Annotated in this window: 12 protein-coding genes and 1 pseudogene; 5 read left to right on the top strand and 8 right to left on the bottom strand. The window is 67.0% G+C overall.

The features are described 5' to 3' along the window. Positions 1 to 38 precede the first annotated feature (38 nt). Positions 39 to 1,622 carry a phytoene desaturase family protein gene (locus AC5P66_RS06925; RefSeq protein ID WP_099496213.1) on the top strand — a complete coding sequence of 528 codons (1,584 nt, stop codon included), beginning with the start codon at positions 39 to 41 and terminating at the stop codon, positions 1,620 to 1,622. Positions 1,623 to 1,727: 105 nt separating this feature from the next. Here the strand turns inward: AC5P66_RS06925 and AC5P66_RS06920 are convergent, their stop codons facing one another. From AC5P66_RS06920 to AC5P66_RS06890, 7 genes and pseudogenes are all read right to left on the bottom strand, one after another. After that, a complete protein-coding gene (locus tag AC5P66_RS06920) occupies positions 1,728 to 2,402 on the bottom strand; it encodes a rhomboid family intramembrane serine protease (protein WP_005410509.1) in 675 nt (224 codons plus the stop codon). A 93-nt stretch (positions 2,403 to 2,495) separates the two neighbouring features. Further along, complete coding sequence (locus tag AC5P66_RS06915) at positions 2,496 to 2,924, bottom strand: MGMT family protein (RefSeq protein ID WP_414485251.1); 429 nt, start codon at positions 2,922 to 2,924, stop codon at positions 2,496 to 2,498. After that, complete coding sequence (locus AC5P66_RS06910; protein WP_049417111.1) at positions 2,831 to 3,751, bottom strand: DMT family transporter; 921 nt, start codon at positions 3,749 to 3,751, stop codon at positions 2,831 to 2,833. The genes AC5P66_RS06915 and AC5P66_RS06910 overlap by 94 nt, the downstream gene beginning before the upstream one ends. A 159-nt stretch (positions 3,752 to 3,910) precedes the next feature. Next, entirely contained in the window at positions 3,911 to 5,269 is a 1,359-nt protein-coding gene (gorA, locus tag AC5P66_RS06905; protein ID WP_099496206.1) for a glutathione-disulfide reductase, read from the bottom strand. Further along, positions 5,266 to 5,424, bottom strand: a pseudogene (locus AC5P66_RS06900) (amino acid dehydrogenase); the annotation flags it as partial. The pseudogene AC5P66_RS06900 and the gene gorA, both read right to left, overlap by 4 nt. A 29-nt stretch (positions 5,425 to 5,453) precedes the next feature. Further along, positions 5,454 to 6,698 carry a DUF418 domain-containing protein gene (locus tag AC5P66_RS06895; protein ID WP_099496205.1) on the bottom strand — a complete coding sequence of 415 codons (1,245 nt, stop codon included), beginning with the start codon at positions 6,696 to 6,698 and terminating at the stop codon, positions 5,454 to 5,456. A 99-nt stretch (positions 6,699 to 6,797) separates the two neighbouring features. Further along, a complete protein-coding gene (locus tag AC5P66_RS06890) occupies positions 6,798 to 7,280 on the bottom strand; it encodes an FKBP-type peptidyl-prolyl cis-trans isomerase (RefSeq protein ID WP_005418041.1) in 483 nt (160 codons plus the stop codon). 111 nt (positions 7,281 to 7,391) lie between these two features. Here AC5P66_RS06890 and AC5P66_RS06885 point away from each other — a divergent pair, with 111 nt between their 5' ends. Then, on the top strand, positions 7,392 to 7,931 hold the full coding sequence (locus AC5P66_RS06885; RefSeq protein WP_005418044.1) for a C40 family peptidase: 540 nt from the start codon (positions 7,392 to 7,394) through the stop codon (positions 7,929 to 7,931). A gap of 131 nt (positions 7,932 to 8,062) precedes the next feature. After that, complete coding sequence (locus AC5P66_RS06880) at positions 8,063 to 8,836, top strand: C40 family peptidase (RefSeq protein WP_053090844.1); 774 nt, start codon at positions 8,063 to 8,065, stop codon at positions 8,834 to 8,836. A gap of 227 nt (positions 8,837 to 9,063) precedes the next feature. On the opposite strand, the gene AC5P66_RS06875 is transcribed toward AC5P66_RS06880, so the two are convergent. After that, on the bottom strand, positions 9,064 to 10,398 hold the full coding sequence (locus AC5P66_RS06875; RefSeq protein WP_049417108.1) for a dicarboxylate/amino acid:cation symporter: 1,335 nt from the start codon (positions 10,396 to 10,398) through the stop codon (positions 9,064 to 9,066). A gap of 154 nt (positions 10,399 to 10,552) precedes the next feature. Between AC5P66_RS06875 and AC5P66_RS06870 the strand changes: the two genes are divergently transcribed. Further along, entirely contained in the window at positions 10,553 to 12,259 is a 1,707-nt protein-coding gene (locus AC5P66_RS06870; protein ID WP_099496204.1) for an alkaline phosphatase, read from the top strand. Beyond that, the gene (locus AC5P66_RS06865) at positions 12,256 to 12,801 is read left to right on the top strand and encodes a WG repeat-containing protein (protein WP_495216147.1); all 546 of its coding nucleotides are present in this window, start codon (positions 12,256 to 12,258) and stop codon (positions 12,799 to 12,801) included. Before AC5P66_RS06870 ends, AC5P66_RS06865 begins: the two co-directional genes overlap by 4 nt. Positions 12,802 to 13,079 lie beyond the last annotated feature (278 nt).

Here is a 13,079-nt window from a genome sequence, read left to right as displayed (position 1 = left end):
CGACTTAATTCCCTCCGTCCCCTTTTTCCGAGGTGTTGATGTCCTGGGATGCGATCATCATCGGTGGCGGCCACAACGGCCTGGTCTGCGCGGCCTATCTCGCGCGCGCTGGCAAGAAGGTGCTGGTGCTGGAACGTCGTGGCGTTCTGGGCGGTGCTGCGGTCACCGAGGAATTCCACCCCGGGTTCCGCAACTCGGTGGCGTCATACACGGTGTCATTGCTGCAGCCGAAGGTGATCGACGACCTGCAGCTGCACGCGCATGGGCTGCGCATCATCAATCGCCCGGCCAACAACTTCCTGCCGCTGCAGGATGGCCGTTACCTGCTGTCGGCACCGGGCCACACCCAGGCCGAGGTCGCGAAGTTTTCCGAACGGGATGCACAGCGGCTACCCGAATACGAAGCGCGCCTGGAGATCTTCGCTGATGTGCTGCGCGCCTGGGCCCTGCGCGCGCCGCCGGACCTGGGTGCAGCAGGCGGTTGGCGTGCGCTGCCCGCCCTGTGGCAGATGGGCCGCCTCGGTCGTGAACTGGCCACGCTGGATGCCTCGCTGCGGCAGGAGCTGCTGGACCTTTTTACGCTGTCGGCGGCCGAGTACCTGGACCGCTGGTTCGAAAGCGAGCCGATCAAGGCGCTGTTCGGCTTCGATGGCATCGTCGGCAACTACGCAAGCCCGTATACACCGGGCAGTGCCTACGTGCTGCTGCACCACGTATTCGGCCAGTGCAATGGCATGAAAGGTGCGTGGGGCCATGCGATCGGCGGCATGGGCGCGATCAGCCAGGCCATCGCCACTGCCGCGCGGGAGGCCGGGGCTGAGCTGCGCGTGGATGCCGGTGTGCAACGCCTGCTGATCGAGCAGGGTCGTGTCGTGGGCGTGGTGCTGGCCAATGGCGAAATCCTGCGCGCACGCGCGATGATCGCCAACGTCAATCCAAAGCTGCTGTACGAGCAGATGCTGGCACCGGAGCAGGTACCGGACGCAACGCGAGAACGCATGGCGAACTGGCGCTGCGGTTCCGGCACGTTCCGGATGAATGTCGCGCTGTCGCAGCTGCCGGACTTCCGCGCCCTGCCCGGTCCCGGCGATCACCTCAGCGCCGGCATCATCATGGCCCCAAGCCTGGATTACATGGACCGTGCCTGGCTGGATGCGCGTCGCAATGGCTGGTCACGCGAACCGATCGTGGAAATGCTCATTCCCAGCACGCTGGACGATTCGCTGGCGCCGCCGGGGAAGCACGTCGCCAGCCTGTTCTGCCAGCACGTGGCGCCGGTGCTGCCCGGTGGGCGTCACTGGGATGATCATCGTGAAACGGTGGCCGATCTGATGATCGCCACCGTTGAACGATATGCGCCGGGTTTCGCTGGCAGCGTACTGGGCCGCCAGGTGCTGTCACCGCTGGATCTGGAGCGCACCTTCGGCCTGATCGGCGGCGATATCTTCCACGGAGCGCTCAGTGCCAACCAGTTGTTCTCGGCACGGCCGATGGTTGGCCAGGCTGGCTATCGTGGTGCCCTGCCCGGCCTGTATCTGTGTGGGTCGGGAACACATCCCGGGGGTGGCGTGACCGGCGCGCCAGGTCACAATGCGGCGCAGGTGGTGTTGCAGGATCTGTAGAGGCATGCCGACCAACGGTCGGCACCTACCGCGTCAAATGATCCTGGCCAAGGTGTGCCAACCAAGGTTGGCTCCTGCCCCGCGTGAAGCGAGGCGCATCGCGTCTCACTTCACGCTGCGCAGATGGTTCGGGCGCTTCGGTGGGCCCGGCGGGCGGCGCTTGTTGAACGGCGGCTGCCCGCGCCAGTAGCGGATCAGCAACCAGCCGAACAACATGCCGCCCAGGTGCGCGAAGTGGGCCACGCCCGGCTGCCAGCCGGTCATGCCCAGCACCAGTTCGCCCACGCCGAACAGGATCACGAAGGTACGCGCCTTCATCGGGATCGGTGGGAACAGCAGCATCACCCGCTGGTTCGGGAACAGCATGCCGTAGGCCAGCAGCAGGCCGAACACGCCGCCGGAGGCACCCAGCACCGTGGCCGGGTTCTCCAGCAGCGTACCCACCAGCAGCTGGCAGACACCGGCACCGGCAACGCAGACCAGGTAATACAGCAGGAAGCGCTTCTCGCCCCAGGTCTGCTCCAGTGGCGCACCGAACATGAAGACCGCCAGCATGTTGAAGAACAGGTGGCCGAAGCTGCCATGCAGGAAGCCATAGGTCAGCAGCTGCCACGGCTGGAAGTTGCCGCCCGGCGAGAACGCATCGAAGCCCTGCTGCAGCGGTTGCAGCATGAACGGTTCGAAGGTCTGCATGCCGAGCAGGAACGGCTGCTGCAGCAGGAACAGGATCGCGTTGGCGATCAGCAGGGCCTTGGTGACGGTTGGCAGTCGCGGGAACATGGGAGCACCGGCATGGAACGACCTCCATCATAGCCGCAGCACCGCGCCTTGTTGGCGACCCGCAGGTCCGGCCTGTTCAGTCGCCAGGAGCGCTCAGCCCGGCCCCCACACGGCAGCATCCAGCGCTACCGCCGGATCGGTCGTGGGCATCCGCACCCGGCCGTTCTCAACCACCACGCCCTCGGCACGCAGCCGCTGCGACTGCTCGCGCCAGCCCGCCGACCCTTCTTCCATGGCGATGCGCCCATCCGAGCGCAGCACGCGGTGCCAGGGCAGCTCCGGGTCGTCGTTCTGGCCCAGGATGCGCGCGGTCAGGCGTGCACGCCCGGGCAGGCCCGCGCGCATCGCCACCTGCCCGTACCCCATCACCTGCCCCGCCGGGATCGCGCGGATCACCGCCAGGATGCGCGCACGCGCCTGCTCCGGCGTCAGCGCCGCAGGCGGGTCACCAGCAGAACGCCGATCAGCACCAGCACGGTGCCGGCGATCTGTGCCGGCCCCATCGGTTCGTCGAGCAGCCATAGGCTCATCACGATGGTGGAAACAGGGCCCAGCATACCGACCTGCGCGGCCAGCGACGAACCCACGCGCTGCACCGCCAACATGATCGCCAGCACCGGCAGCACCGTGCACACGGTGGCGTTGACCAGCGACAACCACTGTACCGGTGCCGGTGCCTGCCACAGCAGTGGCAGCGGATGGGTCACCGCGAAATGCAGCAGCACCAGCACGCCCGCCACGCAGCTGGCATAGGCGGTCAGCCGCACCGCGCCGATGCGCGCCACCACCTGCCCACTGCCGAACAGGTACAGCGCGTAGCTGAGCGCACTGCCGAGCACCAGCAGGCTGCCGACGATGATCTGGCCGCCCTCGCGCTGCAGATCGTGGCCGAACGCCAGCAGCACGCCCAGATAGCTCAGCACCAGCGCGCCGATCTGCCAGCGTCCCGGCCGCTGCCGCGCCAGCAGCACGTTGATCAGCAGCACCAGGGTCGGGTTCAAGTACAGGATCAGCCGTTCCAGCGTCACGCTGATGTACTGCAGGCCCTGGAAATCGAGCAGGCTGGACAGGTAATAGCCGGTGAAGCCCAGCCACAGCACGCGGGCACGGTCGGCCCAGGACAGCGGCGTGGCCCGGCGCGCGGCCCACAAGGCCATCAACGCGAACAAGGGCAGCGCCATCAGCATGCGCAGGGCGAGCAGCGTGGTGGCATCCACGCCATGGCGCAGGCCGAGCTTGACGATGATGGCCTTGCCGGAAGCAGCAATGGCGCCGATCGCAGCCAGGCCGATCCCCCCCAGCGCGATGCGGGGGGAAGCCGTAGCGATGCGGGAAGCGGGAGTGGACATCAGGACGACGGCGGGCCGCGCAGAGCGGCCCGGTAAGGCGTGGGGGCGCCCATTGTCGCATGGGGGCGCCTGCTGTCCTGTAGCGTCGAGCCCGCGCTCGACTCCGCCAAGCCGGGGCGAAAAGCAGCCGAGCGTGGGCTCGGCGCTACAACGGGCACGTCAGCGCATCAGCACCACTTCCTCAGCCGAGGTCGGGTGGATCGCCACGGTATCGTCGAACTGGGCCTTGGTCGCGCCCATCTTCACTGCCACGGCAAAGCCCTGCAGGATCTCGTCGGCCGCTTCGCCCAGCAGGTGGATACCCACCACGCGCTCCTCCGGGCCCGCGCACACCATCTTGAACAGGCTGCGCTGGGTGCCGTTGGCCAGCGCCTGCAGCATCGGGCGGAAACGGCTGTGGTAAACGCTCACCTGGTCGAAACGCGCGCGCGCTTCCTCTTCGCTCATGCCCACTGCACCCAGCGGCGGGTGCGAGAACACCACGCTGGCCACGTTCTCGTAATCCATCTTCGATTGCGGACGACCACCAAACAGGCGGTCCATCAGCCGCCGTGAAGCGGCCACCGCGACCGGGGTCAGGCCAACCTTTCCGGCGATGTCACCGACCGCGTGCACGCTCGGCACAGAGGTGGTCTGCCATTCGTCCACCTGCACCTGCTCGTGCTCTCCGATGCCGATGCCGAGCGCTTCCAGGCCCAGGCCCCGGCTGTTGCCCCGGCGGCCGGCAGCGAAGAACACCGCATCGAACACACTGTCGAGTGGGCCGTCATGGCCGAACGCACGCACACGCTCACCGTCGCGCTGCAGTTCGCGCAGCCGGTAGCCGAAATGGATCCGCACGCCCTGCTGCTTCAGGTTCTCGGCCAGCTGGTCGGTCAACTCGTAGTCGAAGCGCTCCAGCAACCGCTTGCCCCGCACCAGCAGGCTTACCTTGCTGCCCAGTGCCTGCAGCAACCCGGCCAGTTCCACCGCTATGTAGCCACCACCAATGATCGCCACCTCGGCCGGTGCCGCACGCAGATCGAAGAAGTCATCGGAAACCAGGCCCAGTTCCGCGCCGGGAATATCCGGACGCAGCGGATGCGCACCGGTGGCGATCAGGATGTGCTCGGCGCTGTAATGCACGCCGTCACTGCAGGCCACGGTATGCGCATCGAGCAGACGGCCGCGCGCAGGGATGCGCACCACGCCGGTTTCATCAAGGCGCTTGTGGTAGCTGGTGTGGATGTTGGTGATGTAGGCCTGGCGATGGATCACCAGCTCCTTCCACGACAGCGCCGGGCGTGCCTCGACATCGAAGCCCATCGCATTGGCCAGGCCGATGCGCTCGTGCAGGTCGGCTGCCAGCCACATCGCCTTCTTCGGCACGCAGCCAACATTGACACAGGTACCGCCCAGTTCGCCGGGTTCCAGCATCGCCACGCGCTTGCCATGCTGCGCTGCGCGGATGGCACCGGCCAGGCCGGCGGAGCCGCCGCCAAGGACGATCAGGTCGTAATCATAAGGTGCAGTGCTCATCGGAATCGCTCGGGTCGGTAAGGGGCAGGATCGATCGCTGGCGTGCGGCCGCAGACGAGATCGGCGATCAGCTGGCCGGTGCCGGCGCTCATGCTGATGCCGAGCATGCCACGCCCCGCTGCAAGCCAGACGTGAGGATGCGCGGGCGCGCGGCCGGTCAGCACAGCGCATGCGCGCCCATCGCTCACCCCTGCTCCGTCCTGCGCCGCATCGATGGCCACTGCCGATAGGTCATCGCACGCCACACCCACTCGATCGGGCCGAAGCGGAAATGGCGCAGCCACAGGTGCGAGAAGACCACCTGCGCGGCAAACAGCAGCAGCGCGAACAACAGCTGCACGCTGCGCGGCATCGTCTCGAACCTGCCCAGGCCATAGTGGTAGAAGGTCCAGGTACACAGCAGCGACTGGCCAAGATAGTGGGTCAGCGCCATGCGCCCGACCGGTGCCAGCCAGGCCAACCGCGCACGCCAATGCACGATCCACGCGAGGTAACCCAGGCACATCGGCAGGCCACCGATCGTCACCAGCGCCATCGCCGCCGTCACCGGCAGGTTGTAGGCGCCGGGTGCAAGGTAGGGTTTCCAGGCAACACCCAGCAGTGTGACCACAAGGCCCAGCGGCAGTGCCCCCCAACGCAGCACCGCGTACAGCCGCGGAAAGCGCTCCGGCGTCGCCAACGCGCCGCTGCCGGCGAACCAGCTGCCGATCAGGAACATGCCCAGCACTTCCGGGCCGGTGATCAGCAGCGCGCCCATCGAAGTGCCGAACTCGCTCAGGCGCTGCACAGTGGCCTGCGCCCAGCTGCCCTGCCCGTACACCTGCCGCTGCAGATCGATGCTCTGCTGCGCCTCGGCAAGCATGCCCCGCACCTCTTCGGCCGAAGCCATCGACACCATCGCGCCGACCAGCAGCATCAGCGCAACGCCGCCCAGATAGACGATCACGCCCATCCACGGCAGCCAGCTGCGCGGGGCCTCGCGGCAGGCCAGCAACGGCAACGAGACCAACGCGTACATCACGAGGATGTCGCCGGACCAGACCAGCAGCGCGTGGCACAGGCCGATCAGCAGCAAGCCAGCGCTGCGGCGCAGGTAGAACGGGGTGAAGTCGCGCCCGGCGGCCTCAGCGCGCTGCGCCATCACCGCGAAGCCGGCGCCGAACAGCAGCGAGAACAGGGTGAAGAACTTGCCCTGCACGAACACGTACACAAAGGCATCGGCCCAGTAGTCGATGCCCTGCCAACGCACGTCGATGCCGGTGAAGGCCAGATCCAGCGGTCCGCTGAAGGCCTCGATGTTCATCAGCAGGATGCCCAGCAGCGCGGCACCGCGCAGCACGTCCAGCACGGCGATGCGTTCGCCGGAAGCCACCGGCTGCAGGGAAGGAGAAGCGGCGTTCACGGGGCGTCCGTCAGGCAGGTCCGCCATTATGCCGCCGGCCCGCACGCCATGGATGGCCGCGCCGTGTTCCAGAAACGCAACGGCCCGCCGAAGCGGGCCGCTGCATCCATCACGATCGCGCTGCGATCAGTGCTGGTGACCACCGTCGCCGTGGACGTGGCCGTGGTCGATCTCTTCCTTGCCGGCTTCGCGCACGTCGACGATCTCGACGTCGAAGTGCAGGTCCTTGCCGGCCATCGGGTGGTTCAGGTCGACGTCGACGACGCTCATGCCGACCTTCTGCACGGTCACCGCACGCGGGCCGAAGTTGGTCTGCAGCACGACCTGCTGGCCCGGGGCCAGCTTGGTGTTGCCGAAGTGCTTCTTCGGCACGCGCTGGGACAGGCCTTCACGACGCTCGCCGTAGGCATCAGCCGCCTTGACGTCGACGTTGAAGGTCGCGCCGGCTTCCTTGTCCATCATGGCGTTTTCCAGGCCCGGGATGATGTTGCCGTGGCCGATCAGGATCGCCAGCGGCTCGCCGCGGTCCTTGGACGACTCAATCGGCTCCTGGCCGACTTCGGAAACGGTGTAGTGGAAGCGGACAACGCGGTCTTTTTCGATCTTCATGCGCAACTCTGTCTGGATCTGCCGGAGGCAGGCGGGTTGGGGCGGGTTGTCGCCCGGCGGGGACGCCGCCATCATGACGGCCAATCCAAGGTGGCGCATTATCCGGAGATCATGCACATCACGCCAGTTTCGTCCGGCCCGCGCCGGTTTCTCGCCCCGGCCCTGCTGCTGGCCCTGCCCGTGTTGATGACGGCCTGTGGAGGTGGCAAGGCCACCCGCCCGGCGCCGCCCCCGCCGACGGCGAACTGGCCGAAGACCGTGCCGGACAACCCCGAGGCCGCCAACTCGGTGCTGATGCGGGCCATCAGCCTGGTCGGCACGCCCTACCGCTATGGCGGCAACACCCCGGATTCGGGCTTCGACTGCAGCGGCCTGGTCGCCTATGTCTATCGCGAGATGCTGGACCTGCGACTGCCGCGCACCTCGCGCGACCTGGCCGCGGTACAGGGCCCGAAGATCGATCCGCAGCGCCTGGCCACCGGCGATCTGGTGTTCTTCGGCAGCCGCGGCAGCGTCACCCATGTCGGCATCTATGTAGGTGAGGGGCGCTTCGTGCACGCGCCGAGTACCGGCGGGACGGTACGCCTCGACTCGCTCAGCGGTCCCTACTGGAAAGACCACTACACAGGGGCGAAACGCGTCCTTCGCTAAAATGAACAGGCGATATGTTCAAAACTGTGACGGAAATCACTGTCGATATAACGTTTTACTAACGGAATTTTTAACTTATCGGCGCTTTTACAGGGCATGATGCCCCATCGTTTTTTTCCTGTGACCGACGCGTGACGACTGACGACCTGAAAAGCGAAGGCCAGACTTCCGTATCTTCACGCAGTGCCCGCCCGTTGTTGCTTGGCCTGGCACTGTGCCTGACCAGCCTTCCGGCCTGGTCGCAGACTGCTCCGAACCGTTCCGATGTACCCCCGGCCCCGATGGCCGAGAACACCGCCCGACCGGCCGCCAAGGCCGAGGCTGCCGCTCCGCAGCGCAGCCGAGTCGATGCCGCCGCCAGTGCCACGCTGGCCGCCCTGCTGCCGCACCTGGCCGCCAACGACACCATTCCGCTGATGGACCGCTCGGCCGTGGTGGCCGGCGACCTCAGCCGCCTGCTCGCCAACTACGACACCAGCAGCGCCACCAATGGCAGCGTTGTCGGTACCGCCGCCGACAACGGCAAGGTGCAGTCGCTGCTGCGGCGCGCGATGACCCTGCTGGGCACCCCGTATCGTTGGGGTGGCAGCAACCCGGACAGCGGTTTCGACTGCAGCGGCCTGGTCGGTTATGTGTTCCGTTCGGCCCTGGGCATCGAGCTGCCGCGCGTCTCGCGCGAGATGGCCCACGATGACAACGCCGAACTGATCAACGACCGCACCGCACTGGCCGCCGGTGACCTGGTGTTCTTCGGTCGCAAGGGCCGTGTTGACCACGTCGGCATCTATGTCGGCGACGGCCGCTTCCTGCACGCACCGAGCTCAGGCAAGGACGTGCGCGTGGACACCCTGCTCAGTGGCTACTGGGGCAACAAGTTCATGCAGGCCCGCCGGGTCGACCTCTGATCCGACCAGTTGGCGCTACCGCGCCGCCTGACACGAAAAAGCCGCTGCCCTGCAGCGGCTTTTTTTGTTGGGCCCGTTATGGGTGGGTAGCTGCCGACCTTGGTCGGCACTCTCCATCCACGCATGGCGTGGATCTACCAGGTGCCCGCCTCGGTCGGTACCGCGCAAGCCACCTCTCCCAAGCAAAAGGCCCGCCGGTCAGGCGGGCCTTTCATCTCCAAGCAACCTCAGCCGCGTGGCGGAGTCGGGTCAGGATCGTCCACGCCCACATTGCTGGACGGATTGTCATACACCGCCTGGTCGAGCAGCCCGGTTTCCTTGGCCACGAGCACCGGCACCAGCATCTGGCCCGTCACATTCGTCATCGTGCGCATCATGTCCAGGATGCGGTCGATGGCATACAGGTAACCGATGGTCTCCAGCGGCAGGTTCGCCGCGCTCAGCACCACCGTGGCCATGATCACCGCAGTACCCGGCACGCCGGCGGTACCGAAGCTGCCCAGCACCGAAGCGATCAGCACCACCACGTACTGCTCCGGGGTCAGCGGCACACCGCTGTACTGCGCGATGAACACCGCGCACAGCGCCGGATAGATCGCGCCGCAGCCGTCCATCTTGATGCTCGCGCCCAGCGGCACCGCGAACGAACCGTAGTCCTTGTTCACACCCAGGTTGTGGGTGATCGAACGCAGCGCCACCGGCATCGCAGCGAAGCTGGACGAGCTGACGAACGCAACCTGCATGCCCGGTGCCGCGCCCCGGAAGAACTTCAGCGGGTTCAGGCCGTGCGCCAGCAGCAGCGCGCTGTAGACCACCACGATGTGCAGCGCACAGGCCACGTACAACGCCAGCACGAAATGGCCCAGCGGCAGCAGCTTCTCGAACCCATAGCTGCCGACCAGGCCTGCGATCAGGCCGAAGGTGCCGATCGGGGTGACTTCCAGCACGAAGCGGGTCACCTGGATCATGATGTCGCTCATCTGGCCGACCAGCTTGCGCGCCTCGGTCACCTTCTCGCCCAGCTTGACGATGGCAAAGCCCACCAGGCCGGCGAAGAAGATCACCGGCAGGATCGAGCCGCGGCCCGCGGCCAGCACGGTCTCACCGGCCGCGTTGACCTTGGTGCCGATGCCGGACAGCGCATAGAAGACATTGGCCGGCACCACGTCCAGCAGCACCTGCACCACGCTGGGCACTTCACGCGGCACGTAGTTGCTGGCCATCGTCAGCTGCAGGCCACCCGCGCCGGGCTGCAGCACGGTGCCCACGCCCAGCCCGACGCACACCGCCAATGCAGCGGTGATCACGAACCATAGGAAGGTACGGCCACTGAGCGCGGCCACCGACTTCTGCCCGTGCAGCGACGAGATCGCGTTGATGACCGCGAAGAACACCAGTGGCACGGCGATCATCTTGATCAGGGTGACGTACAGCTCGCCGAGCGGGCCGAACCACGTTTCCGCGGCGGGGCCGAGCGCCCAGCCGGCCAGCGCACCGAGCACGAAGCCACCGACCACGCGCTGCCAGAATGGAATCCGCAGCCAGGCAGAGACCAGCTTCATAGGCAATCCAGAGGGGAAGGAAGGGATGCTGGCACGATAGCCCAAGGCAGCCCGCAGAACGACCGCCCGGCCGGCAAATCAGTGTGTCATCGGCGTGCCTTGCGAGGGCGGGCATAATGAATGTCCCGTTACAGTTTGTGAGATCCCTGCGTCCATGCGCCGTTCTGTCTCCCTGTTGGCCGCCTGCGCCACCACCCTGCTGCTCGGCGCCTGCGCCAGCACCTCCCCTGCCTCCACCCCGGCCGGCCTGAAGATCGCCGTCGACCCGGTCGCCCACCCGGCCGGCGAAACCCCGCAGTGGTGGTACCGCAGCGGCGCCGCCCAGGCTGCGGCCAACGGTGCGATGTCCGGCAAGGCCAAGAACGTCATCCTGTTCCTCGGTGACGGCATGAGCCTGACCACCGTGGCCGCCTCGCGCATCTACGAGGGCCAGCGCAAGGGCGGCTCCGGCGAAGAGAACCTGCTGTCGTGGGAACGCTTCCCGGCCACGGCGTTCAGCAAGACCTACAACACCGATTCGCAGACCCCGGATTCGGCCGGCACCATGACCGCCATCACGACCGGCGTGAAGACCCACATGGGCGCGATCGGTGTCAGCGCCGGCAGCCGCACCGACTGCGCCGACAGCCTGTCCAAGGGCCTGCTGACCTGGCTGCAGCTGGCCGACAGCGCCGGCCTGGCTACCGGTGTGGTGTCCACCGCGCGCCTGACCCATGCCACCCCTGCTGCCACCTATGCGCACTCGCCCGAGCGCAACTGGGAAAACGACACCGACCTGACCGAGGCGGCCAAGGCCGCGGGCTGCAAGGACATCGCCCAGCAGCTGCTGTCGACCTCGCGCTACGGCCGGGGCCCGCTGGTCGCCCTGGGTGGCGGTCGCGGTGAATTCACCACCGTCGAAGAGCGCGATCCGGAATACGACGACAAGGTCGGCCAGCGCCTGGATGGTCGCAGCCTGGTGCAGGAATGGCAGCAGGCGCACCCGCAGGGCGCCTACGTGTGGAACAGCAGGCAGCTGGCCGCCGCTGCCAATGCACCGGCCATCCTCGGCCTGTTCGAGCCGGACCACATGCGCTACGAATACGAGCGCCCGCAGGATCCGGGCGGCGAGCCGAGCCTGGCTGAACTGACGGCGGCAGCGATCAGGAATCTGTCGAAGCACCCGGAAGGCTACGTGCTGATGATCGAAGGGGCGCGCATCGACCACGCCAATCACAGCGGCAACGCCTACCGTGCACTGACCGAGACCGTGGCGCTGTCCGACGCGGTGCGCGTGGCCAACGAGCTGACCTCGGCCGACGACACCCTGATCATCGTTACCGCCGACCACTCGCACACGCTGAACTTCGTCGGCTACCCGGCGCGCGGCAACCCGATCCTGGGCAAGGTGAAGGACAAGGGCGGCGAAGATGGCGCCGGCAAGCTGGACTACGCACTGGATGGCACCGGCCAGCCGTACACCACGCTGAGCTACGCCAATGGCCCGGGCCATACCGGCAGCAGCAACCAGCAGCCGGCCGGCCCGAAGCGCTACCCGCACAACCCGAGCAGCTTCGAACCGGCCAACGGCCGCCCGAACCTGCGCGAGGTCGACACCGAGCATCCGGACTACATGCAGGAGGCGCTGGTGCCGATGAAGTCCGAGTCGCACGGCGGCGAGGACGTCGGCATCTGGGCACGTGGCCCGGGCAGCAAGGCGATCCGCGGCACGCTGGAACAGAATGCGATCTACCACATGATCGTGCAGGCCACTCCGGCCCTGCGCGAGCGCCTGTGCCAGGCCGGTACCTGCGATGACAAGGGCGTGCCGGTGCAGCTGCCGGCACCGACGGCGTTCGAACGCAAGGCCGAGGCCAAGTGATCGTGCGGCAGGCCCGCCCTGCCGCTGCCAGCGGCCGCTTCGCGCGGTCGCTGGCCCTGCTCGGCGTGCTGGCCAGTGCCAGCGCGCTGGCACAGGCACCGGCATGCAAGCTGCTGACCGACGAACACGGATTGTGGCCGCTGCCCAACTGCGAGGTGGTCGATCACCGGCCGAAGATCCAGCCGGGCACGCTGAAAGAACTGAACTTTGATGACCACGGCCTCGCCGTGGTGTATGCCGACCAGGGCTTCCATTACGTCGACCGCACGGGCCGGAGCCTGCCGGTGCTGACCTGGGACAATGGCCCGGAAACGCCGCAGGAAGGCCTGCTGCGCGGCCGCGTCGGCAATCGCGTGGGCTACTTCGATCTGGAATTCCGCCAGGTGGTACCGGGCACCTTCGATTTCGCCTGGCCGTTCCAGGATGGCGTGGCCGAGGTCTGCAACGGCTGCCGCCGCGGCACGCCGGACGCCGATGGCCACACGCCGATGGAAGGCGGAGAGTGGTTCCGCATCGACCGCGCGGGCCGCCGGGTGAAGTAGGTTTTTCGGCAGGGCTGCGCCCTGCACCCTGCTACACGCCAGAGCAACAGCCAAAGCAACAGCAACAGCGTGCATTCCGTGGGATGGCGGGGCACTGTGGGTTTGCGGGGACGCCGTAAACCCGTCCCTGGGGGCTTGGTCGCCGCATCCATGCGGCTCACTGATCTGGCCCCCCGTCAGCGGACGCCAAGAAGCGATACTTTGATCGCACTTGGAGGCCCCTTATGTCCCGTATCACCCGTCGTAGCTACACCGATGAGTTCAAGCACCAAGCCGTG

Source organism: Stenotrophomonas sp. YJH_SMC_122 (assembly GCF_059369535.1).
The sequence above is the reverse complement of the archived record's forward strand: the minus strand, read 5'-3'. Positions and strand labels throughout refer to the sequence as shown.

What these genes read in the sequence shown, in the direction of transcription:
- AC5P66_RS06925 (WP_099496213.1), top strand. Translation starts at nt 39, where the DNA reads ATGTCCTGGGATGCGATCATCATCGGTGGCGGCCACAACGGCCTGGTC.
- AC5P66_RS06920 (WP_005410509.1), bottom strand. Translation starts at nt 2,402, where the DNA reads ATGTTCCCGCGACTGCCAACCGTCACCAAGGCCCTGCTGATCGCCAAC.
- AC5P66_RS06915 (WP_414485251.1), bottom strand. Translation starts at nt 2,924, where the DNA reads ATGGCTGCTCGACGAACCGATGGGGCCGGCACAGATCGCCGGCACCGT.
- AC5P66_RS06910 (WP_049417111.1), bottom strand. Translation starts at nt 3,751, where the DNA reads ATGTCCACTCCCGCTTCCCGCATCGCTACGGCTTCCCCCCGCATCGCG.
- gorA (WP_099496206.1), bottom strand. Translation starts at nt 5,269, where the DNA reads ATGAGCACTGCACCTTATGATTACGACCTGATCGTCCTTGGCGGCGGC.
- AC5P66_RS06895 (WP_099496205.1), bottom strand. Translation starts at nt 6,698, where the DNA reads ATGGCGGACCTGCCTGACGGACGCCCCGTGAACGCCGCTTCTCCTTCC.
- AC5P66_RS06890 (WP_005418041.1), bottom strand. Translation starts at nt 7,280, where the DNA reads ATGAAGATCGAAAAAGACCGCGTTGTCCGCTTCCACTACACCGTTTCC.
- AC5P66_RS06885 (WP_005418044.1), top strand. Translation starts at nt 7,392, where the DNA reads ATGCACATCACGCCAGTTTCGTCCGGCCCGCGCCGGTTTCTCGCCCCG.
- AC5P66_RS06875 (WP_049417108.1), bottom strand. Translation starts at nt 10,398, where the DNA reads ATGAAGCTGGTCTCTGCCTGGCTGCGGATTCCATTCTGGCAGCGCGTG.
- AC5P66_RS06870 (WP_099496204.1), top strand. Translation starts at nt 10,553, where the DNA reads ATGCGCCGTTCTGTCTCCCTGTTGGCCGCCTGCGCCACCACCCTGCTG.